The sequence below is a fragment of the Pseudomonas laurylsulfatiphila genome (assembly GCF_002934665.1).
Taxonomy (GTDB): domain Bacteria; phylum Pseudomonadota; class Gammaproteobacteria; order Pseudomonadales; family Pseudomonadaceae; genus Aquipseudomonas; species Aquipseudomonas laurylsulfatiphila.
Genome location: NZ_NIRS01000003.1, coordinates 607856 through 633364, shown reverse-complemented (window position 1 = coordinate 633364; position 25509 = coordinate 607856). Strand labels below are relative to the sequence as shown.

Genomic DNA, 25509 nt, shown 5'->3' with positions numbered 1-25509 from the left:
AGCAGAGCATATGTTTGTGCAAGTGGCAGCGGTAGACACATCCTGCAGGATGCTTGCCTGATTCTGCCGGGGGTGACTTCCATGCCAGTGCATCAAAGGCAGTCCCTGCCACCCACCAACCCCTGTAGGAGCTGCCGAAGGCTGCGATCTTTTGATCTTGAAAACAGGATCAAAAGATCGCAGCCTTCGGCAGCTCCTACAGGAAGTTTCGCAGGATCGTGCAATGCACCGGCAGGAATCGACTAACGGCACCCGGGCGGTGGCCCTTAACCTTTGATCCTGTCGCAGCCCGTCCCACGGCTGCCACGCGACTCCCCGGGAGGGTTGAACATGTCCAAGCAGATCCCCGTCAGTCATATGGCCTTCGTTCGGGCGCGCGCCGGGCGCTCGACGGAACTCGGTGTGCGCCTCAGCGCCCTGATCGAACCGTCCCGCGCAGCGCCAGGCTGCCTGAGCTTCGCCTTGCAGCATTCGCAGTGCGATCCGGAACTGTGGCTGGTGTCCGGTTTCTGGAGCGATCAAGAGGCCATGACCGCCTACTTCAGCACGCCGGCGATGGAGATTTTTGCCGAGCTGGTGCAGGAACTGGTGGTCAACAGTCTGGATTTCCACACCTTCAAGGAGGTGTCGGCGGCGCAGGCCCTCGGTCAGTCCGGACTGACGGTACACAAACTGGCCGGTTGAGGGTTTAATGACGGCATTCTCAACCAGCCAGGATTCGCGACATGGCACGTAAAGCCTTTGATCACTTCGAAGCTGTTTCCGCTGTAGTACCGGGCGAGGGCGGCTACCACGCCGCTATCGCCGTCAAAGCGCTGGGTGGTGCCGGCGCCCCGCGGTTTCACAAAGTGCTGGAAGGCCAGACCTTCAAGACGGCCCACGAGGCCGATGATGCGGCCGCCAGGGAGCTGACCCGCCTCAAGGACGTCAAGGAAAACACCGACCTGCTCTGGTGATCACTTGACCGCCCCCGGGCGGTACATCTTGAACAACGCCTCAGGCCCCAGCTGGAAATAATCCGCCGGCCCGCCGCCGCGCAGAATCGGTTCTGCCGCGGCGGTGTCGTATACCCCATCCTTTAACAGCCATTTGGCGATATGCACGGCGACCACTTCGCCGAGGATCAGCCAGCTCGGCACCACATTGCCGTCCGCCCGCTGCAACTGGATGATCTGCGTGACCTTGCACTCGAAGGACACCGGGCTTTCGGCCACCCGTGGCACCTGAATGACCTTCGAGGCAACGGTCGTCAGGCCGGCCAGTTCGAATTCGTTGACCTCAGGCCTGACCATGGCGCTGCTCTGGTTCATCTGCTCGGCCAGCGGCCGTGTGGCCAGGTTCCAGGCGAACTCGCCGGTTTGTTCGATGTTGTTCAGGCTGTCTTTGCGTCCGACGCTGGAAAAACCAATGATCGGCGGGATGTAGTTGAAGGCGTTGAAGAAGCTGTAGGGCGCCAGGTTCAAGCGGCCCTCGGCATCCTGTGAAGAGATCCAGCCGATGGGGCGCGGGCCGACGATGGCGTTGAACGGATCGTGGGGCAGGCCGTGGCCGTTGGCGGGTTCGTAGAAGTGGATGTCGTCGGGCATTGGGCTGTGTTCCAGAGCGTGCGGGAACGTTCATGGTGCAGTCATGCGCTGCAGAATTCCAGCCGGATGAAGATCACTGTAGGAGCGAGCCTGCTCGCGATAGCGGATTCACATTCAACCGCTGTGTGGTCTGCAAGAATGCTTTCGCGAGCAGGCTCGCTCCTACAGGTTTTGAAGCTGGCCAGTGAATTTCCCTCCACATTCAGCCGATAGCTTCTGCGCTGCCGGTTTTGTCGAAGCCGTCGGCAGCGATAGCGTCCGCGGTGCCGGTTTTATCGAAACCATCGGCGGCATAGGTGCCCGAATGGGCATGTTCGATGGCCGCGCTGGTGCCGGAGCCGTAGGAGGCCGAACCGGTCTTGTCGTAGCCGTCGGCTGCAAAGGCATTGGCAGCCAGCACGGAAAGGGTCAGGGCAAGGATCAATCGGGTTTTCATGGCAGGTACTCCAGGTACGTTCGCTATGGGTACGTTCAGGCACTCCTTCGAGGCCTGTAACGGATATACGTGCGTCCTGTCGATCTGGATGCACTCAGCTGCAGGCTGCTGCCGGTGCATTAACCGATGATTATCCTGGTGGTGGGGGAGACGAATGGTGCCCTCCGCGAACCCGTTCGCGAAGGGCCTGGCGCTCACCGTTGCAGTGAGCGCCGGTCGGTGATCAGTCGGTGACGATCCGCGAATGTTTGCGGGTGTCTTTCATGGTGATGTACACCAGCAACGACACGGCGATACACGCGGTCACGTACCAGTAGTAACCCGTCTCCATGCCGATGCTCTTGAACCACAGCGCGATGTATTCAGCGGTGCCGCCGAAGATCGAAACGGTCAGTGCGTACGGCAGGCCCACGCCCAGGGCGCGGATTTCGGTCGGGAACAGTTCGGCTTTCACCACGGCGTTGATCGAGGTGTAGCCACTGACGATGATCAGCGCCGCCATGATCAGGAAGAACGCGCCCCACCAGGTGGTGATGGTGTGCAGGGTGGTGAGGATCGGCACGGTGAACAGCGTACCCAAAATGCCGAAGGCAATCAGGATCGGCCGGCGACCGATTTTATCCGAGAGCCCGCCGACGATCGGTTGCAGGCACATGAACAGGAACAGCGTGGCGGCGGAAATGGTGGTGGAGTCGGAAATGCTCATGCCAACGGTGTTCACCAGGTATTTCTGCATGTACGTGGTGTAGGTGTAGAACGCCAGGGTGCCGCCCATGGTCAGGCCGACCACGGTCATCAGTTCCTTGGGGTGACGCATCAAGGTGCGCATCGCGCTTTCCTTGGCCTTTTCCTTCTTGGTGAAGGACTCGGTCTCTTCCATGCCGCGACGCAGGTACAACGCCACCACGGCACACAGCGCGCCGATGGCGAACGGGATGCGCCAGCCCCAGGCGTAGAGCTCTTCGGTGGTCAGCAGTTGTTGCAGCACGATCAACACCGCCAGGGCGATGAGCTGGCCGGAGATCAGGGTCACGTACTGGAAGCTGGAGTAGAAGCCGCGACGTTCCTTGGTCGCCATTTCGCTGAGGTAAGTGGCGGAGGTGCCGTATTCGCCACCCACCGACAGGCCTTGCAGCAAGCGTGCGAACACCAGCAGGATCGGCGCACCGATGCCGATGACTTCATAACTCGGGCTCAGGGCGATCAGCAGCGAGCCGAAGCACATCAGGTACACCGAGGCCATCAGGGCCTTTTTGCGCCCGACCTTGTCGGCATACAGCCCCATCAGCCAGCCACCGATCGGACGCATCAGGAAGCCGACGGCGAAGATCGCGGCGGTGTTGAGCAGTTGGGCGGTAGTGTCGCCCTTGGGGAAGAACGTCTTGGCGAAGTACAGGGAGAAGGCGGCGTAGACGTACCAGTCGTACCACTCGACCATGTTGCCGACGGAACCGCTGAAGATCGATTTGATGCGGCTGGACGTGGTTCTTTCTTTGGCCGGCACGGCAGCCGACCCAAGCGGCAGGGAGTTGGAGTTATCCATTGAAGGATCCTTCATTTAATTGTTTTTGTGGAGCGCGGTTAAACGCAGCCTGCAGGGGCTATAGCAGGAGCTGTGCCAAGGGGAAGAGGGCCGGTTTAGAGGGGGGCAGGATGTTTTGGTGAGCGGAAATCCGCTTATCTGCGGGTGGTGGTGAGCGGAAAGTTGCTCATCTGGCGGTGTGTTTGTACTGCCTTTGCCGGCCTCATCGCGAGCAAGCTCGCTCCCACAATGTTCGGCGTACACAGATCCACTGTGGGAGCGAGCTTGCTCGCGATGGGGCCAGGACAGACACTGCAAACTCAGGTCTCTTGCAGGAACATCTCCCGGCTCAACCCATGCCGCTGCATCTTTTCATTGAAGGTCCGCCGCGGCAGTTGCAGTTCTTCAAGCACCGCTTTCACATCGCCCTTGTGCCGGGTCAATGCCGCACGCAGGCATTGCGCCTCGAAAGCCTCCTGCTGCGCCGCCAGTGACTGACCGGGCTCGATCCCTGTCGGTACAGGCTCACCAAGCCCCAGTACCTGACGCTCGGCGACGTTCGCCAGTTCGCGCACATTTCCCGGCCAGTCGTGGCTCAGCAGATGACTCAACTGCGCACCGCTCAACGGTGGAAATTTACGTCCCAGCCGTTCGGCGGCGTTTTGGGCGAAGGATTCGAACAGCAACGGGATGTCTTCACGGCGTTCGCGCAAGGGCGGCAGGCGTAGTTCAGCGACGTTCAAGCGATAGGCCAGGTCTTCGCGAAAACGCCCGGCCCGCGCTTCGTCGAGCAAGTCCGGTTTGGTCGCGGCAATGATGCGCAAATCCACGCGAATGCTCTGGTTCGAGCCCAGTCGCTCAAGCTTCTGCTCTTGCAGCACCCGCAGCAATTTCACCTGCTGGGCCAGCGGCATGCTTTCGATTTCATCGAGAAACAGCGTGCCACCGTCGGCGTATTCGAGTTTGCCGATGCGCTTGCCGGACGCTCCGGTGAACGCACCGCTCTCGTGACCGAACAGTTCGGCCTCGAACAGTTGCTCGGGGATGGCCGCGCAGTTGAGTGCGACAAAGGGCTTGTCGGCTCGCGGCCCGAAGTCATGCAGGCAGCGTGCGACCAGTTCCTTGCCGCTACCGGTTTCCCCGCGAATCAGCACGTTCACCGGCAGGGCTGCCAGGTCCAGCACCTGGCGGCGCAGGGTTTGCAGGCCACGGGACACGCCGAGCAGCGTGGCATCGAGTTTGGCGCGGTTGTCCGCCTGCTCGTGCAGCGCCCGGTTTTCCAGCACCAGCCGGCGCTTGTCGAGGGCGCGGCGCAGGCTGCCGAGCAGGGTTTCCGGGCTGAAGGGTTTCTCGAGGAAATCGTAGGCGCCGTCGCGCATGGCCTCGACGGCCATCGGTACGTCGCCGTGGCCGGTCAACAGGATCACCGGCAAATCGGCATCCCGTCGTTGCACTTCGGCCAGCAGTTCCAGGCCGGTCATGCCGGGCATGCGCACATCGCTGAGAATCACCCCGGCAAAGTGCCTGGGCAATTGCGCGAGGCACTCGTCGGCGCGGCTGAACAATTGCACCTCGAAACCCGACAGGCTCAACCATTGCTCGACGGCACTGCGGATGCTGCTTTCGTCGTCGACCACCATCACTGAGTTCAGCATGGTTCATGCACCTCCAGGTCGATGGGCAAGGTCAGGGTAAAAACGGCCCCCTTGTCATGATTGCCGGCACTCAGGCGCCCGCCGGATTCGTGGACGATGGCGAACGATACGGCCAAACCGATGCCCAGGCCATCGCCCACCGGTTTGGTGGTGAAGAACGGATCGAAGACCTTGGGCAGGTTCTCTTCGGCGATCCCGCCACCGTTGTCGATCACGCTCAGGCGCCACAATTGTTCGTCGGCTTCGAGGCGGATTTCCAGGCGTTTGCAGGGTTTGTCCTGCATCGCATCGAGGGCGTTGCGCAACAGGTTGATCAGCACCTGTTCCAGGCGAATCGCATCGCCGCGCACCCAGGCCGGCCGGGTCAGGTGCAACACGGTGCTGACCTGTTCGTCGCGCAGCCGGGTGTCGAGCAGTTGCAGCGACTGGTCCACCACCGCCGCCAGGTCCAGGCGTTCGCGCAAACCGCTGGGGCTTTTGCGGGCGAAGGTTTTCAGGTGGCCGGTGAGGGCGGCCATGCGCGTGAGCATTTCATCCACCGGTTTGAGCGCCTTGTAGGCGTCGTCGACCCGGCCGTGGTCGAGCAGCAGGCGCAAGGTCGCCAGCTGCATGCGCTGGGCGGTGAGCGGCTGGTTGATCTCATGGGCCAGGGCGGCGGACATCTGCCCCAGCGCCGCGAGTTTGGCCGACTGCACCAGGCCTTCCTGGGCGGTGCGCAGGTCGCGGGTACGCTCTTCCACCAGTTGTTCGAGTTCTTCACGACTGCGCTGGCGCAGCTTGGCCAGGCGCCAGCGCTGATTGAGAAACAGCAGCAGGAACACCAGGGTCAGCCACAACCCGGCCGCAGCGAGGGCGGCATTGCGGCTGTCTTCGAAGGCCACTTGCGGGCGCCGCAGCAGATGCAAGGTCCAGCCTTCGGCACTCAGCGGCAGGGATTCCCACAGGTAATCCGCCTTGCCGTCCGGGCCATCGACCCGAGCCAGGTCACTGTTGTCGTCGAAACGCCGCAACGATTGAAACTCCAGCGACGTCAGGGGCTGCTTGTCGTATTGGCGGGTGGCCTTGAGTTCGGCGTGATCGCTGTCGCTTAGCGGCTTGAGCAGGCGATAGCGCCAGCCCGGCTGGTTGGCGATGAAGATGATCCCGCGCGCGTCGCTGACCAACAGCGTGTCGCTGCCCTGGCGCCACTCGCGTTCCAGTTCGGGAAATTCCAGTTTCACCACCATGGCGCCGAGGAACTGCCCGTCGTCATCGCTGACCGCGCTGGAGAGGAAGTAGCCGGGAATCCCGCTGGTCACGCCTACCGCGTAAAAACGCCCGGTGCCCTGGGTGCGGGTCTGGTTGAAATAGGGACGGAAACCGTAGTTGTGGCCGACATAACTGCTGGGCAAACGCCAGTTACTCGCCGCCACGGCGAGGCCGGTGCGATCGAGCAATTCCAGGGTCGAGGATTCGGCGGCGCCGTTGATCTTTTCCAGTTTGCGGTTCAACGCATCCTGCTGCCCGGGACTCACCGCCCCCTTGAGCGCCGAGCGCAACTCCGGGTCCAGCGCCAGCACGGCGGGCAGGGCGCGGTAACGTTCGATCAGGGTATGCAGCGACGTGGCATAGAGCGCCAGTTGTTGATTGGCTCGGGCGGCGTCTTCGACCATTGACTGGCGCACGGCGTGGCGCATGGCCAGGGTCGCGGCGATGGCGGCGCCGGCGATGATCAACAGGATGTACAGCGACAAACGCACGTTACGGGAAATCGGCAGCATGCTGGCACAAACAGGTAGAAAGTCGGGCGGGCACGATAGCATGGTGAACCCGCTTGAAGAGACAAGGCTGCAGAAGATCTACAGGCTTGCGTCGGCTACACACATACGGATGTTCTTTGCCTCACGTTTGTTGGGTTTGAAATGGGGCTTTCGACGGAATTGCCGTGGTGGATGTCTACATCCGGAACCGCATCTACAGCCCCGGTTGTCGATAACCGCTAACCGGGGCGTATGCCGATGAATGTGCAGGTTCAATGCAGTGTCCTGTTGACCTCTGGTATTTCCTCTACGGGTTTGGGCGGATCAAACTTATCGTTTTCATCGAAATCGATGGAGTACCAGGTGCGATAGCGCTTTTCCCGGCGCAATGGTTTGAATGCTGGTGGGGATCCTTGCTTCATTTGTTTCGCCAGCACGGTGTGGGTCGGCCGGCCGGCGGCGTCGTAGAACTGCTGGTCGTGATACCCGGCTTCACGTATCGCCTCGTCATTGATGTAGCGGTACGTGTTGGCGAAGTAAGGCCGATAGATGCGCACCGTTTCGCCCTTGTTGTTGTACTCGACCCGTTCGCTGACCCGCCAGCGACGGGCGGCCTCTGCTTCCTTGGGCCGGCCGTATTTGTCGAGTGTCAGCTTGTCATTCTCGTCCACCCACCACGCCATACCGGGTTCGACCTCTTGCTTGGTTTGCAGGGAGCGACCGAAGCCGTCCCAGCAGGCGATGGCCGCGCGGATTTGCAGCTCTAGGTCGCCGGGATAGCGGTCGGCCTGCAAGGTGACCACATGCACGGGTTCGCGATGAGCAGAATCGACGTACAGCTGGAGCCGTTGCTCGTCCGCAGTAGGGTTTTGCAAACCCTCGAGATGTACCCGAGCCCGGCTGCACAGATGACCGTCGGGCAATATGAAACCTTCGCTACGAGCCCAGGCCAGCCAGGGCGTGGGATCTATCGGGGGGATTTTGCCCATCCAGCTGAAAGGTGCGGAGAATGTGGCGGTGGCGTAATGACCGATCGCCTTGTTCTTGTCGGCTATGGCGCCTGCGGGGCTTCGGTCTTCGGGAGGCAAGTAGTTGCGCAGGGAGTGAAAACCGACCTTCTCGCCCAGTTCGGTGCCATAGAAGCTGGTCACCAGCACTTCGCCGAACGCGTTGTAGCGGGCCTCCTGGGTGTTTTGATTGGGGTCGAGAATGCCGGCTGGCAGGAACGATCGGTAGTCGACACCAAGGATGCGTGTGGTGCAGCCATCCGGCAGAGTGACGGCGGTGCTCAGGCACCAGTGCTCGTCATACTCGACTGAGGTGATGCCGTGGCTCTTGGTCTGCTGGAATTTTCCGACGTTATAGAACCCCGCCAGTTTGTGATACACAGGGAAGTTTTTACGCACTGACCACAGGTGATTTTTCGCGTCGGTCGGATCTGCGAGCTCACTGGCAGCAGGCTCCGGCAAGAACAGCTCCATGATGTGGTAACCGACTGATTCGAGTTTCTCCTTGAGGTTGAACGGCATGTTGCCCTTATCGTCCTTGAGCTTGTCGTAGGCGCTCAGGGCGGTGGCATCCAGTTCGGCGGTTTCCTGACAGCCGGGTAGGGCGCTGAAGATCAGTTTTTTCGGGTCCAGCAGTTCGCCTGTGGCCGGATCCAGATACCGCTGCAGCGACAAACCGGTCAACACCGCTTGGGCTGCCCAGGCGCCGTCCTCATCGGCCCACTCAAGGAAGTTAGAGTAGTGGATGTCGATAGGCCTGAGTTTGGCCTTATCCAGTACCAGCGCATTGCTGCGCTGACGATAAGGAATGCCCAGACGCCAGCCTTCACGTTTATCCAGGTGGCAATACTCGGCCTTGGTCTCGGTCAGATACCAGCATTGTTGCGCGTCGTCATGGGCGTCCAGCCACCACCTGTTTTCGTAGTCTTCATCGCTTTCGTCGCCAGGCACGTTGACGGCGAAGGGCGGGCTGTCCTTGTTGGTTTTGCGCCGGGCGTAGTGCACGACGAAACCGTGGGTGAGGCCGCCGAATTTGTCCCACTGCAGGTTGAGTGTGTGTTGGACCAACGGGTCGTCCGCCACCTGCGGCTCGTATTGATAAGCGATGCTTTCCAGCGCCAGTAACTGCAATACGGCATAGGGATGATGTTTGCCTTTGGGGCGCAAATGGCGAATGAGGAAGCGGTTCTCCTGCACGCTGTAGGGCACGGCCGTTTGCGGATCATCGTCGGCGGCAAAAACCTCCGCACGCAACACCGAGCCGCTGAGGGTTCGGGCCATCTCGCGGGCGAGGTCTTCATCGGGAACGATCACGCGTCCCGCCGTATCGCTGAGGTGATACTCGTGCAGTAGCGTCTCCTTCAACGGCTCTGCCTCTGCGTCACCGGCGTAGTAACCGTCGTCGCGCATGTCGATGGCGCGGCCGGTGTGAAACCAGGTTTTGCTCAGGATCGGTGCGGTGAAACCCGGGCTCGAGCGTTCAACCGCCGACGCTTCGGTATCGGTTTGCAGCAACAAGCCAAAACCGCGGAACTCACGCTCGAAACTGTCGTAGAAACCCTGGCGATAGGTGAAGCCCTGGGTCAGTCGGTTGCCGGTGATTTCATCCAGTTGGGTCTGCTGGCTGACCAGGTGCATGGCGAACGGCAGGTGCGAAACCGGGGCTTTGTCGGCGGCGATCAGCTCGGCTTTTTCGTCCAGCCATTCCTGCGCCGAACTACGGTAACTCACCCCCGTCACGGCGCCCATGTTGTTGTGACTGGCATTGACCAGATAGGGTTTGGCGCTGACGAAATCGTAGCGCCAGTGCTCGGGTTTCATGTGGGGTACGGTGAGGATCAGGCTGGAACAACCCAGTCCGTTGAGGTCGGCGATGCTCACCTGGCAGAAGCGGTCGTAACGCACATCTTTTGGCCATGGCACTTTTACATAATTCTCTTCGAAGCCTTCACCGGCGTGATTCATGTAGACCCGGAAACCGTCGGACTCCAGGTAGATCAGGTCAACCGCGCCCGAACCGTCCAGGTCCGCCAGCCGCACCCGCGACGAATCGAACTCGGCATATGGGAATTTCAGCCCACAAAGGACGAAGCCCTTGCCGAATTTTCCATGCCCCAGATTCGGCCAGCATTTGACTTCGTTGTGGCGGATGCGAATCAAGTGTTGTGTCGCGCTGCCCAGTGGATCGCTGAAAGCCACCAGTTCGGTCTGGGTACTGCTCAACAGGGGTAGCGAGTCATCGTCTTTGCCGCGAGGGAAGTTGGCCCCTTGACTGAACCCGAATGCACGACGGCTTGAATACAGACGCACGCTGCGTGGACCGATCAACGCCAGATCCGTCAGACCATCGCCCACCAGGTCAGCCAATTGCGCATCGGGATGAAAAAACTCCGAGGGAAACGCAGCATAGGCCACGAAGTTCGACCAACTTCGGTCCGGATTGAGGGTGAAAAACCCGGACATGCCGGGACGGGCGATCACCCAGTCGAGCTTGCCGTCGCCGGTCAGGTCGCTCAATGACTGGCGAATCGGTTTGCTGCTATCGGCCACGGGAATGCCGGGCAACAACGCCCAGTCGCCGTAGCTCACGTCATTGCCGCCACTGTCGGCACGCAGCGGTTCGCGGTAGTACCAGGCCTTGTCACTGCGCAGCAGCACGCCCGGAATGCCTTCGCCATACAAGTCCACCAGTTGATAACGCTGGCCGTCATTGAGCCCCGGCATCTGGGGGAACTGGCTGTAACCCTGGCGCTGCGGATCGAGTTCAAACGGGTTGTAGAAAAACTCCATGGGCGGGCGACTTTCCATCTGCCCCTGATTGTCATAGGCCTGGATGTGCGCGGCGGTCAGGTGGTTGTAGCCCAGCGCGCTCGGGCGATGTTCGAGCAACAGGCGCTGGACCAGCACCGGATCGTCACCCAGCTCTTCGGTGAACTGATGAAACATCAGGACCTGACGGCACAGGCGCCGGGAACCCAATTCGAAGCCGTAGGCGTAGTTCCAGAACGGGTCGCTGCGTACCTGCCATTCACCGGTGGGCTCGAAGGTCGGTATTTGTGTGAGGTCGGCGCTGCGTTCGCCATAGTCGAATACCAAATGGAAATGCCATTGCACGTCTTTCCAGCCATCGGCGCTCCAGGAGTACAGGTCGGCGGATGCCTGGGCATTGCCGTACAAAACCTTGTGCAGGTAGCGCTGGGCACGGTAATCGCGAAATTGCGGAGCGACGGGGGCGTCGGTTTCAGCCTTGTATTCGTACACAACGTGCTCGCCGCGCAGGTTGAGGCTTTCTTCGATCAACCAGACCCCGACATGGCATTTGTCAGTGGGATCGGCCCGGCGCGAGGCCTGGGTTTTGCCGTAGCAGTGCAGGCTGCCGTCGGCGCCATGGATCAGCCAGAAGCCGGCGGGGTTGTAATCAGGATGGTTCGCAGCGTCCTTCTCTTTGTCCGGATCGAAAACTCTGGTCCAGTGCTCAATCAGATCAAACCCGCCTTCGATCCGTGGCCAATGCCGCACTACGCGGTGCTTGTTCACTACTTTGGAAATGATCTGGCCATCGTCACTCCTCTCGGGCATCCACACGTCACCGCCGGGGCCGACCACCTGATCGTTGCCTTCATACTTCGGCACGCCCTTGGTGGTGCGCAGGGTGATGGCGTTGGTGGTCAGGCGCCAGCCGATGCCGAACGGGCTGTTGCCGACGTCGCTGCTATAACCCAGGCTTAGGGCCGGGACCAGGTCGCGGTTGGGGGCCTTGCTGATCGGCAGGGGTAACTCCAGTGATGCGGCACCGGTGGTGCCCACACCGCCCCAGCCCTTGCCGATGCTCTGGATGGCACCGCCGCCTTTGGGGAGGGCGGGGGCGTTGATTTCGAGGGAACCCTGTTGTTCGTTCGCCATGGAAGTGTCCGCCGTGACAGAGAATGCATCGAGTGCTTTCAAGCTATCAGCGACACTGGTGGCTGTAACCTGTCATATCTGACAGGTCGGCCCGAATTTTTTAGAACAAAGGGTGCGCAGGTTTCAGCCTTCGATTACTTTTCATCAGGCGTAAAAAAACCGGTCTGGCATTGCTGGCAGACCGGTTCTTATTGTGTCCTGCCAGTGCTTACTGCACTTCCACCGCCAGGCTTTCACTGATCTTTTTCTGCCAGATGGCAGGACCTGTGATGTGTACGGACTCGCCCTTGCTGTCGACCGCTACGGTCACCGGCATGTCCTTGACCTCGAACTCGTAGATCGCTTCCATGCCCAGTTCGGCAAACGCCAGCACCTTGGACTTCTTGATCGCCTGGGCGACCAGGTAAGCGGCACCGCCGACGGCCATCAGGTACACGGCCTTGCTGTCCTTGATCGCGTCGATCGCGGTCGGGCCGCGCTCGGATTTGCCGATCATGCCCAGCAAACCGGTCTGCTCGAGGATCTGGCGGGTGAACTTGTCCATCCGCGTCGCGGTGGTAGGACCTGCCGGGCCAACCACTTCGTCACCGACCGGATCGACCGGGCCGACGTAGTAGATGAAGCGACCTTTGAGGTCCACCGGCAGGGTTTCGCCCTTGTTCAGCATCTCGACCATGCGCTTGTGCGCAGCGTCGCGACCGGTGAGCATCTTGCCGTTGAGCAGGACGGTTTCGCCCGGCTTCCAGCTCTGCACGTCTTCCGGGGTCAGGGTGTCGAGGTTGACGCGACGGGCCGACGGGCCGGCTTCCCAGACGATTTCCGGGTAGGCGTCCAGCGGTGGCGCTTCCAGCGAAGCCGGGCCGGAACCGTCGAGCACGAAGTGCGCGTGACGGGTGGCGGCGCAGTTCGGGATCATGCACACCGGCAGGGACGCAGCGTGGGTCGGGTAGTCCATGATCTTCACGTCGAGCACGGTGGTCAGGCCACCGAGGCCCTGGGCGCCGATGCCCAACTGGTTGACCTTCTCGAACAGCTCCAGGCGCATTTCTTCGATGCGGTTCTGCGGGCCGCGAGCTTTCAGCTCGTGAATGTCAATGGATTCCATCAACACTTCCTTGGCCATGACGGCGGCTTTCTCGGCGGTGCCGCCGATGCCGATGCCGAGCATGCCCGGTGGGCACCAGCCGGCGCCCATGGTCGGAACGGTCTTGAGCACCCAGTCGACGATCGAGTCGGACGGGTTGAGCATGGCCATCTTCGACTTGTTCTCGGAACCGCCGCCCTTGGCCGCCACGTCCACTTCCACGGTGTTACCCGGAACGATGGAGTAGTGGATGACGGCCGGGGTGTTGTCCTTGGTGTTCTTGCGAGCACCCGCCGGGTCGGCGAGGATCGAAGCACGCAGGACGTTTTCCGGCAGGTTGTAGGCGCGACGCACGCCTTCGTTGATCATGTCGTCCAGGCCCATGGTGGCGCCATCCCAGCGCACGTCCATGCCGACACGGACAAACACGGTGACGATGCCGGTGTCCTGGCAGATCGGGCGGTGGCCAGTGGCGCACATGCGCGAGTTGATCAGGATCTGCGCCATCGAGTCACGGGCCGCTGGCGATTCTTCGCGCAGGTAGGCTTCGTGCATCGCCTGGATGAAATCCACGGGGTGGTAGTAGGAAATGAACTGCAGGGCGTCGGCAACGCTCTGAATCAGGTCGTCTTGCTTGATCACGGTCATGAGTCGCGCTCCTCTAAAAGACGGGAACATTCAATAAGGTGCTTGCAGCTTGGGTGCATCGGTCGGTTGCAAGCACCTTTCAAGGCACGCCGGGCATGCTGGCGCGACGCTAAAAAGGCGCGGCAGTATACCGCGCCTCGTTGAGCGGCACACGCGCCAGTGGTCAAACCTTGGTCTCATTGTCGTACCCCGCCCCTGTAGGAGCTGCCGCAGGCTGCGATCTTTTGATCCTGATCTTAAAAACAAAATCAAAAGATCGCAGCCTGCGGCAGCTCCTACAGGGGGGAAAGCGGTGTGGTTTCGGTGTGCCGAAAATTGAATGGTCATTTATCGGCCACGCCACTAAAGTGACATACGGTCTGTAGAGTAGGACGCTCTGTCAGTCTCCTTTCATTTGGTGAGTCAACGATTGACCCATAACGCCATCCAGCGCCTGTTACTCAAACGTTTCGCCCTCGCGGCCGGCACCTATGCCCTGGCATTGCTGTTGCTGTGGCTGGCGTTTTTTACTGGTCACTACGACGCGCCGCTGGCCAGTGTCGCCATCGGCAGCGCACTGGTCGTGACCAGCCAGGCCATCCTGTTCGCGGTGTTCTACAGCGGCTGCAACCTGCGTTTCGCCGACCCCAGCCTGACCGAGGCGCAAGTGTTGTTGGGGCTTGGCTGGCAAACCTGGTTGATCGCCCATCTGGACGAAGCCCGGGGTGCGTTCCTGGTGTTTTACGTCCTTATCCTGCTGTTCGGCCTGTTCCATCTGTCACGCCGGTCCTTTGTGCGATGCGCATTGCTGGTGTTCTTCAGCTTTAGCGCGATCACCCTGTGGGAGGGTTACCACTTCCAGTTGCCCGACCCGGCCATGGCTGTGTTGCAGGTCTGCGTGCTGTTCATCGTGCTGGTGTGGCTGGTGTTGTATGCTCGCTACGTCCAGGCTTCGCGACAACGCATGCGTCAGCGGCGTTTTGCCCTGCAGGCGCACCAGGACACCTTGCGCGGGATGATGCGCCAGCTCGAAGACCTGGTGGCCACCGACGAACTCACAGGCCTGTTCAATCGCCGGCATTTCCTGCGCCTGGCTTCCCGCGAGTTGAACGCCATGGAAGCCGGTGTCGTGCATGGCCTGGCGCTGATCGACCTCGACCATTTCAAGCGCATCAACGATCTGCACGGGCATGCCGCCGGCGATCAGGTGCTGCAAGCCTTTGCCGGCGTTGCCACGGCGTGCCTGCGTGACAGCGATGTTCTGGCTCGCTACGGCGGCGAAGAATTCGTGGTGCTGCTGCCCGATTGCGATGCCGACAGTCTGACTTCGTGCTGCGAACGGCTGCGCATCGCCTTCACCGATGTCGAATTGATCGGTCTGAATGTGCGCAATCTCAGCCTGTCCGCCGGCATGACCCTGCTGGAACTGGGCTGCGACCTCGATGACGCGCTGCAGCGGGCCGATCAGGCGCTCTATCGTGCCAAGCGTGACGGCCGCAACCGATGCGCGGCGGCGTGGGAGAACGTCGATGCCTGAACTGCGGGTTGGCGAGCGCCACTGGTCGGTAGCGGCGGGCAGCAATCTGCTCGACGCGTTGAATCAGAACGGCGTGCCGGTGCCTTACAGTTGCCGCGCCGGCAGTTGCCATGCGTGCCTGGTGCAGTGTGTGCGCGGCCTGCCGAGCGACAGCCGGCCGGATGCCCTGAGTGCGCAGCAGCGAGAACAGGGTTGGCGCCTGGCGTGCCAGTGCCAGGTGGTCGAGGACTTGCAGGTGCATGCTTTCGACCCGCAGGTCGATGGTCAACCGGCCGAGGTCGCCGCCGTCGATTGGCTGAGCACCACGGTGTTGCGCTTGCGGGTGATCGCGCAGCGACCGCTGCGCTACAGCGCCGGCCAGCACCTGGTGTTGTGGGCGGGCAATGTGGCACGGCCGTATTCCCTCGCCAGTCTGCCGCAGGAAGACCGTTTTCTCGAGTTTCATCTCGATTGCCGCCAGCCCGGGGAATTCAGCGATACCGCCCGGCAAATGCGCATCGGCGATCCGATTCGCCTCGGTGAATTGCGCGGAGGTGCCTTGCATTACGATCCGGACTGGCACGTCCGGCCATTGTGGTTGCTGGCGGCCGGCACCGGGTTGGGGCCGTTGTTTGGTGTGTTGCGCGAAGCGCTGCGCCAGGATCACCAGGGTGCCATCCGTGTCATCCACCTGGCCCATGATGCCGATGAGCACTACCTGGCCAAGCCTCTGCAGGCCATGGTCGCCAGCCGTCCGAACCTGAGTGTCGAACTCTGGACCCCGGCCGAGTTGCCAGCGGCTTTGGCGCAACTGCGGCTTGTTTCCCGGCAAACCCTGGCCTTACTCTGCGGAGCCCCCGACAGTGTCGATGCCTTTGCCCGGCGCCTGTACCTGGCGGGATTGCCGCGCAATCAACTGCTGGCCGATGTGTTCCTGCCCCGTGGTTGAGCGCTGACTTTTCAGACGCGAGACCTGCCATGACCGATGCCATCCAAGTTGAACGCGAACGCGGCCTGTTGACCCTGCGCCTGAATCGCCCGGACAAGAAAAACGCCCTGACCCGCGCCATGTACAGCCAACTGGCCGAGGCGTTGAAACGGGCCGACAGCGACCCCGAGATCAATGCCGTACTGATCAGCGGTTCTGCCGAATGCTTCACCGCCGGCAATGACATCGCCGACTTCATCCAGCAACCGCCGACCAGCCTCGACAGCCCGGTGTTCCAGTTCATGCTCAACCTGCTCGAATGCCGCAAACCGGTGATCGCCGCCGTGGCCGGGGCCGCGGTGGGCATTGGCACGACGATGCTGCTGCATTGTGATCTGGTCTACGTCAGCCGCGATGCGCGCCTGCGCATGCCGTTCGTCAATCTCGGCTTGTGCCCTGAGTTCGGTTCCAGCCTGACCCTGCCGCGCCTGCTCGGGCAGGCTAAAGCGGCGGAGCTGTTGCTGCTGGGTGAAGGTTTCAGCGGTGAGCAGGCGGCTGCCTGGGGCATTGCCAATGAAGCCTTGGGCAGTGGCGAAGAGGCCCTGGCCAAGGGGCGGGAGATGGCCTTGCGCTTTGAGTCGCTGCCGCCGGAAGCGGTGCGGATCAGCAAGCAACTGATGAAAGCGCCGGATCGGGAGCTGTTGCGTAAGGTGATTGAAGAAGAGGGGGCATTGTTCACCCAGCGGTTGCGTTCGCCGGAAGCCTTGGCGGCGTTGACCGGGTTCATTAAGCGGCATTGAGTTTTTCGCTGACTGGACTGGCCTCATCGCGGGCAAGCCCGCTCCCACAAGGATTGCAGGTGTCCACGAATCGAAGTTCAACACAAATCCTGTGGGAGCGGGCTTGCCCGCGATGAGGCCGGCCAAGACAACAATTTTTTCAGAGTCAAAAACCAAAAAGCCCCGCCATTCACATGGCGGGGCTTTTGTTTTTCAGCAACCAGTCACTCAGACCATCGGATCGCCAACGTGCAGGATCTTCATGCCGTTGGTGCCGCCGGTGGTGTGGTAGCTGTCGCCCTTGGTCAGGATGACCCAGTCGCCTTTCTGTACTACACCGCGCTTGACCAGCTCGTCGATTGCCTTCTGGCTGACTTCATTCGGCGCCAGCGAAGCCGGGTCGAACGGGATGGTGTACACGCCACGGAACATCGCCGCGCGAGCCTGGGCTTCGCGGTGCGGGGTGAACGCGTAGATCGGCACCGAGGAACGGATACGCGACATGATCAGCGGGGTGTAGCCACTTTCGGTCAGGGCGATGATCGCCTTCACGCCCGGGAAGTGGTTGGCGGTGTACATGGTCGCCAGCGCAATGCTCTCGTCGCAGCGCTGGAACTCCTTGCCGATGCGGTGGCTGGAGGTCTTGCTGGTCGGGTGCTTTTCGGCGCCGACACAGATACGCGCCATGGCCTGAACGGCTTCCAGCGGGTACAGGCCTGCGGCACTTTCGGCCGAGAGCATCACGGCGTCGGTGTAGTCGAGCACGGCGTTGGCCACGTCGGACACTTCGGCGCGGGTCGGCATCGGGTTCTGGATCATCGACTCCATCATCTGGGTCGCGACGATCACCGCCTTGTTGTGGCGGCGAGCGTGCAGAATGATCTTCTTCTGGATGCCCACCAGTTCGGCGTCGCCGATTTCCACACCCAGGTCACCACGGGCAACCATCACCGCGTCGGAGGCCTTGATCAGGCCGTCGAGGGTTTCGTCATCGGCCACGGCTTCGGCGCGTTCGATCTTCGCCACCAGCCAGGCAGTGCCGCCGGCTTCGTCGCGCAGTTGACGGGCGTATTCCATGTCGGCGGCGTCACGCGGGAAGGACACCGCGAGGTAGTCGACTTCCATTTCCGCAGCGAGCTTGATGTCAGCCTTGTCTTTTTCAGTCAGGGCCGGAGCGGTCAGGCCGCCACCGCGACGGTTGATGCCTTTGTGGTCGGACAACGGGCCGCCGATGGTCACGGTGCAGTTCAGTTCGGTGGCCGTGGCGGTATCGACGCGCATCACCACGCGACCGTCGTCGAGCAGCAGCTCGTCGCCCACGCCGCAGTCCTTGACCAGGTCCGGGTAGTCGATGCCGACCACTTGCTGGTTGCCTTCGGTCAGGGGATGGCTGGTGGAGAAGGTGAATTGATCACCGATCTTCAGCTCGATCTTCTTGTTGGCGAATTTGGCGATACGGATTTTCGGGCCTTGCAGGTCACCCAGCAGGGCGACGAAGCGGCCGTGCTTGGCAGCGAGGTCACGCACCAGCTTCGCGCGAGCCTTGTGCTCGTCGGGGGTGCCGTGGGAGAAGTTCAGGCGGGCGACGTCCAGGCCAGCCAGAATCAGCTGTTCGAGAACTTCCGGCGAGTTACTGGCCGGGCCAAGGGTGGCGACGATTTTGGTACGACGGACGGACATGCAAAGACTCCTGAGTTCAAGCGCTGAGTGAGGCTACTATGCTCCGAAGTTGTAGTCATTGTTCGTTTGCACTACTTAAAGCTTTCTTTATTGAACCTGACAACGTTTAACCCGAGCCTGAAGATTTTCGCCCACGGGTCGATACAGCGTTCAAGACAGGAGATCCCCATGCGATTCGTACTCATTGCTGCCCTTGCCGTCGGCGCCCTCAGTGCCACGGGCTGCACCCGTTGGGCAATGAACCATCACTTGAACAATGCCTACAGCGCCTATGACCGGGGCAATTGCGAGCAGGTGATGCTCGAACTGTCCAAGGTCGAACGCGACAGCCGCGCGAGGCCTTACGTGTGGCCGGAAGTGTCGATGATGCGCGGCCAGTGCCTGGAGCGGCAGAAGATGTTTATCGACGCGGCCCAGACCTACCAGTTCATTATTGCCTCCTATCCGCAAAGCGAATACGCCTACCGCGCCCGCGCCCGCCTGGAAACCTTGCAGAGCCTGGGCCACTACCCGCTGCGCAGTGCCGCGGCGGTAAAACCGACGCAGTTCTGATGGCAGGCGCGCATTCCCTCGCTGGCTCCCCGGCGGTGGTGAGCTATAGTCCAAGGAACCGGTTTTAGAGCCTTGTCTCTGAACCGGGGCAACACCTGTGACCGGCATAAGCAGGACTCAGCGCCGTAAGGATTGGCGCACCGGGAACGGGGAGAGCGGGCCACTATTCAATGCGCACCCGTTCCGAAGCATTAGTGCGGCTCTGCTTAAGAGCCTTGCATAGCGAAAACGCACATGTTCACCGACCGCCGAATCGAGCGGCATCAACTGCCGTATTTCTTGAAAGTGTTCAACGGTATCACCGGCAAACCCATCGGTTACCTGGGCAATGTCTCCGAAGACGGGCTGATGCTGATCAGCCAGCTGCCGATGATGATCGGCGCGGACTTCAACCTGCGCCTGAAAATTCCAGCCACCGAAGGCGGCCAGCGGATCATCGACCTGCAGGCCTGTTGCCTGTGGTGCCACGAAGACGCGACCCCCCAATATTACGACGCCGGTTTCAGCCTGCAACGGGCACCGCCGGAGTATGGGCAATTGGTGGAGGCGTTGAAGCAGTACTTCAGTTTTCAGTCGTTGCCGGCTTCGGCCTGAATTTCTTTGTATCTGCAGGAAAACAACTTGCTGGCGATGGCGATTTCATTGCTGTCATTGCCCGCAAGTCGTTGTTCTACAGGTCAATGTCGAGAGCAATTTCTCAATCCATCCTGTCTCTGATCAGCATGCCAATCATCTGAACTGTCATTTATTACAGGTGTTTGTCTCCGGAAAGTAATGTAGCAATAGCTCCGTGAACAACTGACCGTTCATTCCCGGAGATCTGAAAATGGTAAATCGTCCAGACGACTTGATTGATATCAGTAAGCCCATCGTCAGGAGCCCCAAGAGTGGCGGGCATTATTACTCGCCTCTCACCGTTGAGATCATCCGCGGCGAGGGTGGCCACTATGCCGCAAACTGGTTCAGAATCGACTTTTACTGGCACGGCCCGCAGGGGCTTAAAGGCGCACCTTTGAGTCCGTATTCACTTGCGATGAGCCCGGGACCGCATAAATTGGATACCCGAGCAGAATGGTCCGAAGATTCAAGAGAGGCTGAATCGGATTGGGTCTTCATCGATGAATTTTATGTGCTGACTCCGCCTCTGACTCGCTGAGGTGTTGCCGAGGTGTTCCGCGCTTTTAATGATGTGTGACTGTGTACCGTTCGTCGTAACTGTCATTTATCACAGGTGTTGATATCGCTGCTCTAGCGTAAATCTCTATCTCAAGCACATCGTCACCGACTGCCCGGAGAGTCAGCATGAATCAGGACGCCCACAATTCGCCGCTTTCACAGCTGTTCAAACTGACCCTTGGCACCCAGCGCTCAGACACATTGCCCGGTGGTCAACTATTCATGGAAGAAGGTGGGTCTATCCTGCGGCTGGTGAAGATGGGCCGACAGGGGTTGATGAATACCTTTGAGGTTTCCGAGGCTGAGGCAAGCATCCTGCTGGATAAAGCCAACAGCGTGTTGGTGCACCTTGCGCGGCAGTACCGCTGCCATCGATTGACCCGCCATACACCGCGCAATCCGTTGCATGAAACCGGCATTCGCTCGTCGGCCGATGGGCCCGACTACCACCGTTTGTTCAAGTTGGCATGGGGCAATACCACGCCGGTGGGCAGCCTGGATGCCAATGATTCGCCTGCTGCCTATTTCGTTGAGCTGTACCAAAAGGCCCTTCAGCTGGAAGAGCGTGAAGCAAGCGGCGGTCAAAAAATATTGTTGGAGGAGCGGCGCCCTGACCTGGCCACGCGCGTGATCAACCCGGAAATGGCCTATCGCATTTCTCCGACCGTGGTGCTGGTCAATGAGGTGCTCGACCGCATCATCGAAAATCATGCCGCTGCCACGGGACTGGAAAATGACGTGGTGGATGATCGACTGCTCAACACCCGTTACCCCATGACCACGCTGCCGTTCGAGTGGTACCAGGAACAGTGGGACTACGTGCTCAAACAAAACGATTTGTCCCTGGGCGACGTTGTACGTATTGCGGACCCGGATTCTCCTTATTTCAAGAATCCAGGTGCTCACGGAAACCGTTCGGATATCGCGATGCGCCAGGCCAGCGGACTTGGGCCGGCGATGCAGGCGATATTGCTGGAGGACCGCTTCACATTTAATGCTGTATCGCAGAGCGCTGAATCAAACCCGCGAATAGATCCTCGCACGGGCCGTATTGATGCCGACCCGGAAACCACCAATGAGCAGTTCTTCCAGAAAAACTTCGGTGCGACCTACGAAGAATTGCAGGATGTGGTGAAGTTCTGCACCCACACCTCGATCGACGCAGACAGTCTGGCCAGCCTGCTGTCGATAGAGCGCTACGCGCCCACGGTATCTCCTAACCTGACAAAGTCAAAACTTGCTGCGCCGACGCCGGCAATGTTTGGCTCGGTATTCATCAATGCCGATGGTAATCAACCTGCGATCGGGATCACCGAATCCGGGACAGACGAGATAGAGAGAACCCTCGCTAACGCGACCAAACGCCGATTCGACCTGATCAACCGGATGCTTCGTCTGGCACGGCGCATCGATTTGCCCTACGACGAATGCGATCGCCTGGTGATTGCGGCCATACGCGCCGAACAACGCGCCCCGGTTGGAGATGAGCCCGAAGAGTTATCTGTTACTCATTCCTACAAAATCAGCGGCAACACCCTGAGGGCCATTGGTCTATTTCAGGAGTTTCGCCGCCACTACAACTGTACGGCGGAAGATTTTTCAGCGCTGATCGACGAAATGAGCGCGTTTGGCCGGGGCGAGAAAAAGTCCCAGTTTGATCGTGTGTTCAACGCCCAGTCGTTGTTCGAAATACCACTTCAACTCGATGGTGGTGCTTTTGCCATTCACCCACAAACCGAGATCGACCGGCGCACGGTCGACCAGATTTGCAGTGGCTTGGGTATTAACCTGGAAACCTGGCGTTATCTTGCCCGGGTCGTCGCGGAATGCTATGGCCTGCGCAGCGAACTGACGCGCAGTTTGCCGATTCTTTCGAGCCTGTACCGGCTGGTGCGGCTGGCCTCGTTCTGCGGTATCACGTCTATCGAACTGGCGGCCCTGCTGGAGACCATGAGCCCTAGTGGCAGTGATTGGTTGCGTGAACTGCTGGGCGCGCCGCGTATTAGCAATTACCGGACTATTCCCAAGGCCGACGTGTTGAATGTGCTGCATGCGGTGCATTCCTGTATCCAATGGTGCCGCGATAACGACCTGGAGGTGATCTGGCTGGTGCAACACGTGGCACCGGTTGTGGTTCCGGTCGTGGCCTCGGAAGCAGAGCTGGCATTGTTGCAGGAACTGCGCAAGCGGCTGGAACCGACCCGGTTGAGAGAGGAGGCGCTGCTGGGGGCGGGGGTTCCGCCGCTCGCCGTCGGCAGCGACTGGCTGACGCTACTGGATCAATTGGTGGACGAGAAGGGATTGGTACTCAGCGGCCATGCCGACGATGAAGAGGCCTACGAAAACTTCGCCAAGGGTGAAATTGAAGGTGCCGTCGAGCTGGCGAAAATTGATGTCACCCAGGTCGAACGGGTCAAGGCCACGATTCTGGCCATACTCCTGCAAACTCGAGCGGCGCAGAGCGCGGTGGTGCAGGAAAGCCTGTCGGTTTATCTGAACATTGCGCAGGACCTTACCCTGGTGGTTTTGCGCTGGGTCGAGTCGGGCGGGGCCTACCTGTTGCTCAACGAAACCATGCGAGTGTTGGGCGCCGGGACGATGGCCCAACCGACCATTGAACTCGGTGACGACATTCTGAAAGTGTTGGCTCACTTGGTCCGGCGCACTGCAGTAGTGAAAAAGCTATCGTTGAGCTCGGCGATGTTGACTACCCTTACCACCCAGGAGCACTGGCGCTGGTTTGGGCTGCGGCAAATCGAAGAACTGACCCTCAACTCGTTCTACCTGCTGACTATTTACGGTCGGGCTGTCGTGCACACCGAGGAGCCGGCCGAGAAGCTGCTGGCGTACCTGAAACTGGTGAATGACCTTCCGGCTCAACTGACTCCGGAAGACCTGCGGATGATTCGCGACGCTGCCGCGAATTCATTGGCGCAGGCACTTAAATGGGGGATCAAGGAAGTCCTGGAGTGCGCAAACTACCTGGCTCCCGAGAAACCCTTGATTCGCGAATTGTCCCAGCTCGATTTCGTTATTCGCGCACGGGGCTTTGCGGTAAAGACCGGCCTGGATGCCAATGCCATTCTGACATTGGGAGCACTCAGTCCGGAAAGTGATGTCGTCAGTTGTCGTCAGGCAGCTGAGCATGCCCTGCAATGCCTTTCCGAGTCGGCAATCCAGAGCAAGGCGCTGGAGTTCGGCGAAGTCGGGCAAAGTGTGGCGGGCAGCATGACCGTCTCCGACCAACAACTGATCTGCAACGCGCCGGGCGAGTATTCCAGGGTCGAGGTCACGTTGCGGGATTTTCAGAACGAGCCATTGTCCAACATCACCGTGACCTGGGAATGCGCGCGCAGCGGCCTGCAGGATCTGGAGTCGATCACTGACCACGAAGGGCGCGCCAGTGTGCGTTTCAAGGCCGGTAGCTGGATGGGCCTGGCCACTGTGATCGCTCGTTATGGTTTGGGGCAGCGGGTATATGCGGAGCCGATCTTGATCGACTGTCACGAAGAGTCGATCAAGTACCTGAACAGTAGTACCAGCAGACCTCCGTTTGACGACAAACTGGCCGGTGACCTCGAATACCTGGAATTGCAAGTCAGGCTGGTTGACAGCTTCGACAATTTTGCCGCCGACCGTCCCATCCGCTGGGGGTGTACGGCCGGACACCTGGATCCGGTGGTGTCTTACACCAATAAGGACGGTATTGCCCGCACCCGGCTGCGTAGCCGCTCAGCGGAAAACAACATCGAAGTGACCGCGCAATATGCGGACAAGGACGTGCTCACGATTAAAGGAATGAAGTTCGTCGATCGGCCACGCATCAGTGTGTTGGAGGCGGTTTCACCCGCTGTGGCGGGGCTTCCCCTGCTGCTGCGTTGCAAGGTCGTCGGCCTGGATGGTCGTCCGCTCGCGAAGGTGCCGGTCAACTGGCTTCAGGGCGAGGCAGCGCTTCCTTCCAGCGAAACCAACGAGAATGGCGAAGCAAGGTGCGAAGTCGCCACGATTGCCGAAGGTCCGGTTGTATTCAAGGCCACTGTCGCTGGTGGCAGCATGACGCTGGATCTCGATGTGGCCGCCGGTGCGGTGATTCACGGGAGAGCGGCTGATTATCTGTTGCCGGTGGCAGGATCTGACCGGCCAAGCCTGCTGTGGGTCGAGGTCCGGGAGACCGCCAACAACGATGCCCGGCCGATTGCGCGGTATCCGATTTCCTGGCAGGTGTATGGCCCAGAGGGTGATCTGCCTGGCGTACCCGTGATTACTGATGCCAAAGGCCGTTCGACCTTTCCTTTCCTTGCCGACAAGTCCGGCGAATACACCGTAACGGCAACCGGTGTCAGCGGTTCAAAGACGTTCAATCTTGAAGTGGTCGAACCCCTGAAGTGGAGCATCAAGCTGATCGACATCACCGGCACCCCTGTCGAGGAAACGATTGAGCCGAACGGGGCGCTGACCTTCTTCCGCGGACACAAGTACCGGCTTGAGCTCACGCCAGTAACCAACCTCGATCTCACAGGCGCACGGGCCGCGTTGGGCTGGAGCGGCGCGTTCTCCGCCAAGGCGATGGGGATGACATTCGCCCCCTTGACCGGGGCCTACACCGAGGTGGTCGGCGACACCATGAGCTGGACCATCGATTGCGCGAACCTGCGCAGCGGCGAATTCGAATTGACCTGGTTGTGCAACAGGGTTGACCAGTCGTTGGTGTTGAAGGGGTATTTGGATTCCGAGGCACCTGCTCTGCAGCACCCTTTGCCCGACGCAACAGTCGAGCAACAGATGGTGGTCGGCGGGACGGGTGCACCTGCGGGGACCATTCAGGTTTTCATCGGTAAGCACTTGCCCTATCGGGCGCAAACCCGGGTCGATGCTCAAGGGCGATGGAGTGTTCAGCTACCGCAGGCGCAAGCGGCAGGTGCATGTGTCTTGTCAATCAAGCAATTAGCTGTGGATGGAGCGGTGTGCTGGGCGCCGGATGTATCTGTGACCGTGGATGTCTCGTTGTTTGCGCCCCCTCAAATCCAGTTACCGCCGATGGGTGCTCCGGTTGGTCCGAAACCGCTGATTAGTGGATTTGGTCGACCAGGGACCAGGATCGAGGTGCAGAAAGCTGGCCTCGGAACGGTTTACGGTACCAGTACGGTTCAGCCTGACGGTTGGTGGGTGGTTGAGGCCGAGGAGATAGTCACACCGGACACCTATCGTCTCACCGCCCGTTTGTTTGACGGGGATAAGCCATCAGGATACGGCAGCGACAACTATCCCATTGAGGTGGTCGCTGACCCAACTCTTCATCCCAAAACGCCCGAAAAGTAA

At 60.3% G+C, this 25509-nt stretch carries 17 protein-coding genes; 9 read left to right on the top strand and 8 right to left on the bottom strand.

Annotated elements, in window-relative coordinates:
* Window positions 1-330: 330 nt before the first annotated feature.
* Both CD175_RS13305 and CD175_RS13300 read left to right on the top strand, forming a co-directional pair.
* Window positions 331-684, top strand: coding sequence for a putative quinol monooxygenase (locus tag CD175_RS13305; protein WP_104449251.1), 354 nt, complete (start codon window positions 331-333; stop codon window positions 682-684).
* A gap of 41 nt (window positions 685-725) precedes the next feature.
* On the top strand, window positions 726-956 hold the full coding sequence (locus tag CD175_RS13300; protein ID WP_102698409.1) for a hypothetical protein: 231 nt from the start codon (window positions 726-728) through the stop codon (window positions 954-956).
* Here the strand turns inward: CD175_RS13300 and CD175_RS13295 are convergent, their stop codons facing one another.
* The 7 genes from CD175_RS13295 to CD175_RS13265 form a co-directional block, all read right to left on the bottom strand.
* Entirely contained in the window at window positions 957-1586 is a 630-nt protein-coding gene (locus CD175_RS13295; RefSeq protein ID WP_095965424.1) for a flavin reductase family protein, read from the bottom strand.
* Between the two features lie 202 nt (window positions 1587-1788).
* Window positions 1789-2022, bottom strand: coding sequence for a hypothetical protein (locus CD175_RS13290; RefSeq protein ID WP_104449250.1), 234 nt, complete (start codon window positions 2020-2022; stop codon window positions 1789-1791).
* Between the two features lie 223 nt (window positions 2023-2245).
* Window positions 2246-3565, bottom strand: coding sequence for an MFS transporter (locus CD175_RS13285; protein ID WP_007978480.1), 1320 nt, complete (start codon window positions 3563-3565; stop codon window positions 2246-2248).
* A gap of 299 nt (window positions 3566-3864) precedes the next feature.
* Complete coding sequence (locus CD175_RS13280; RefSeq protein WP_104449249.1) at window positions 3865-5199, bottom strand: sigma-54-dependent transcriptional regulator; 1335 nt, start codon at window positions 5197-5199, stop codon at window positions 3865-3867.
* On the bottom strand, window positions 5193-6959 hold the full coding sequence (locus CD175_RS13275) for a sensor histidine kinase (protein WP_104449248.1): 1767 nt from the start codon (window positions 6957-6959) through the stop codon (window positions 5193-5195). Before CD175_RS13275 ends, CD175_RS13280 begins: the two co-directional genes overlap by 7 nt.
* A gap of 251 nt (window positions 6960-7210) precedes the next feature.
* The gene (locus CD175_RS13270; protein WP_104449247.1) at window positions 7211-11848 is read right to left on the bottom strand and encodes a SpvB/TcaC N-terminal domain-containing protein; all 4638 of its coding nucleotides are present in this window, start codon (window positions 11846-11848) and stop codon (window positions 7211-7213) included.
* A 208-nt stretch (window positions 11849-12056) separates the two neighbouring features.
* Complete coding sequence (locus CD175_RS13265; RefSeq protein WP_104449246.1) at window positions 12057-13580, bottom strand: fumarate hydratase; 1524 nt, start codon at window positions 13578-13580, stop codon at window positions 12057-12059.
* Between the two features lie 409 nt (window positions 13581-13989).
* On the opposite strand from CD175_RS13265, the gene CD175_RS13260 reads away from it, so the two are divergent.
* The 3 genes from CD175_RS13260 to CD175_RS13250 are packed head-to-tail and all read left to right on the top strand — an operon-like array spanning window position 13990 to window position 16803.
* Window positions 13990-15096, top strand: a complete 1107-nt coding sequence (locus CD175_RS13260) for a GGDEF domain-containing protein (RefSeq protein WP_104449245.1) — start codon at window positions 13990-13992, stop codon at window positions 15094-15096.
* Complete coding sequence (locus CD175_RS13255) at window positions 15089-16024, top strand: iron-sulfur-binding ferredoxin reductase (RefSeq protein ID WP_104449244.1); 936 nt, start codon at window positions 15089-15091, stop codon at window positions 16022-16024. Before CD175_RS13260 ends, CD175_RS13255 begins: the two co-directional genes overlap by 8 nt.
* A 29-nt stretch (window positions 16025-16053) precedes the next feature.
* Window positions 16054-16803 carry an enoyl-CoA hydratase-related protein gene (locus CD175_RS13250; RefSeq protein WP_104449243.1) on the top strand — a complete coding sequence of 250 codons (750 nt, stop codon included), beginning with the start codon at window positions 16054-16056 and terminating at the stop codon, window positions 16801-16803.
* Between the two features lie 207 nt (window positions 16804-17010).
* Here the strand turns inward: CD175_RS13250 and pyk are convergent, their stop codons facing one another.
* A complete protein-coding gene (gene pyk, locus CD175_RS13245) occupies window positions 17011-18462 on the bottom strand; it encodes a pyruvate kinase (RefSeq protein ID WP_007978464.1) in 1452 nt (483 codons plus the stop codon).
* 168 nt (window positions 18463-18630) lie between these two features.
* Here pyk and CD175_RS13240 point away from each other — a divergent pair, with 168 nt between their 5' ends.
* From CD175_RS13240 to CD175_RS13225, 4 genes are all read left to right on the top strand, one after another.
* A complete protein-coding gene (locus CD175_RS13240; RefSeq protein ID WP_102698401.1) occupies window positions 18631-19014 on the top strand; it encodes a tetratricopeptide repeat protein in 384 nt (127 codons plus the stop codon).
* 234 nt (window positions 19015-19248) lie between these two features.
* Window positions 19249-19608, top strand: coding sequence for a PilZ domain-containing protein (locus tag CD175_RS13235; RefSeq protein ID WP_104449242.1), 360 nt, complete (start codon window positions 19249-19251; stop codon window positions 19606-19608).
* A gap of 232 nt (window positions 19609-19840) precedes the next feature.
* Window positions 19841-20170 carry a hypothetical protein gene (locus tag CD175_RS13230; protein ID WP_104449241.1) on the top strand — a complete coding sequence of 110 codons (330 nt, stop codon included), beginning with the start codon at window positions 19841-19843 and terminating at the stop codon, window positions 20168-20170.
* Window positions 20171-20316: 146 nt separating this feature from the next.
* Entirely contained in the window at window positions 20317-25509 is a 5193-nt protein-coding gene (locus tag CD175_RS13225; protein ID WP_104449240.1) for a Tc toxin subunit A, read from the top strand.

What these genes read in the sequence shown, in the direction of transcription:
- CD175_RS13305 (WP_104449251.1), top strand. Translation starts at nt 331, where the DNA reads ATGTCCAAGCAGATCCCCGTCAGTCATATGGCCTTCGTTCGGGCGCGC.
- CD175_RS13300 (WP_102698409.1), top strand. Translation starts at nt 726, where the DNA reads ATGGCACGTAAAGCCTTTGATCACTTCGAAGCTGTTTCCGCTGTAGTA.
- CD175_RS13295 (WP_095965424.1), bottom strand. Translation starts at nt 1,586, where the DNA reads ATGCCCGACGACATCCACTTCTACGAACCCGCCAACGGCCACGGCCTG.
- CD175_RS13290 (WP_104449250.1), bottom strand. Translation starts at nt 2,022, where the DNA reads ATGAAAACCCGATTGATCCTTGCCCTGACCCTTTCCGTGCTGGCTGCC.
- CD175_RS13285 (WP_007978480.1), bottom strand. Translation starts at nt 3,565, where the DNA reads ATGGATAACTCCAACTCCCTGCCGCTTGGGTCGGCTGCCGTGCCGGCC.
- CD175_RS13280 (WP_104449249.1), bottom strand. Translation starts at nt 5,199, where the DNA reads ATGCTGAACTCAGTGATGGTGGTCGACGACGAAAGCAGCATCCGCAGT.
- CD175_RS13275 (WP_104449248.1), bottom strand. Translation starts at nt 6,959, where the DNA reads ATGCTGCCGATTTCCCGTAACGTGCGTTTGTCGCTGTACATCCTGTTG.
- CD175_RS13270 (WP_104449247.1), bottom strand. Translation starts at nt 11,848, where the DNA reads ATGGCGAACGAACAACAGGGTTCCCTCGAAATCAACGCCCCCGCCCTC.
- CD175_RS13265 (WP_104449246.1), bottom strand. Translation starts at nt 13,580, where the DNA reads ATGACCGTGATCAAGCAAGACGACCTGATTCAGAGCGTTGCCGACGCC.
- CD175_RS13255 (WP_104449244.1), top strand. Translation starts at nt 15,089, where the DNA reads ATGCCTGAACTGCGGGTTGGCGAGCGCCACTGGTCGGTAGCGGCGGGC.
- CD175_RS13250 (WP_104449243.1), top strand. Translation starts at nt 16,054, where the DNA reads ATGACCGATGCCATCCAAGTTGAACGCGAACGCGGCCTGTTGACCCTG.
- pyk (WP_007978464.1), bottom strand. Translation starts at nt 18,462, where the DNA reads ATGTCCGTCCGTCGTACCAAAATCGTCGCCACCCTTGGCCCGGCCAGT.
- CD175_RS13240 (WP_102698401.1), top strand. Translation starts at nt 18,631, where the DNA reads ATGCGATTCGTACTCATTGCTGCCCTTGCCGTCGGCGCCCTCAGTGCC.
- CD175_RS13235 (WP_104449242.1), top strand. Translation starts at nt 19,249, where the DNA reads ATGTTCACCGACCGCCGAATCGAGCGGCATCAACTGCCGTATTTCTTG.
- CD175_RS13230 (WP_104449241.1), top strand. Translation starts at nt 19,841, where the DNA reads ATGGTAAATCGTCCAGACGACTTGATTGATATCAGTAAGCCCATCGTC.
- CD175_RS13225 (WP_104449240.1), top strand. Translation starts at nt 20,317, where the DNA reads ATGAATCAGGACGCCCACAATTCGCCGCTTTCACAGCTGTTCAAACTG.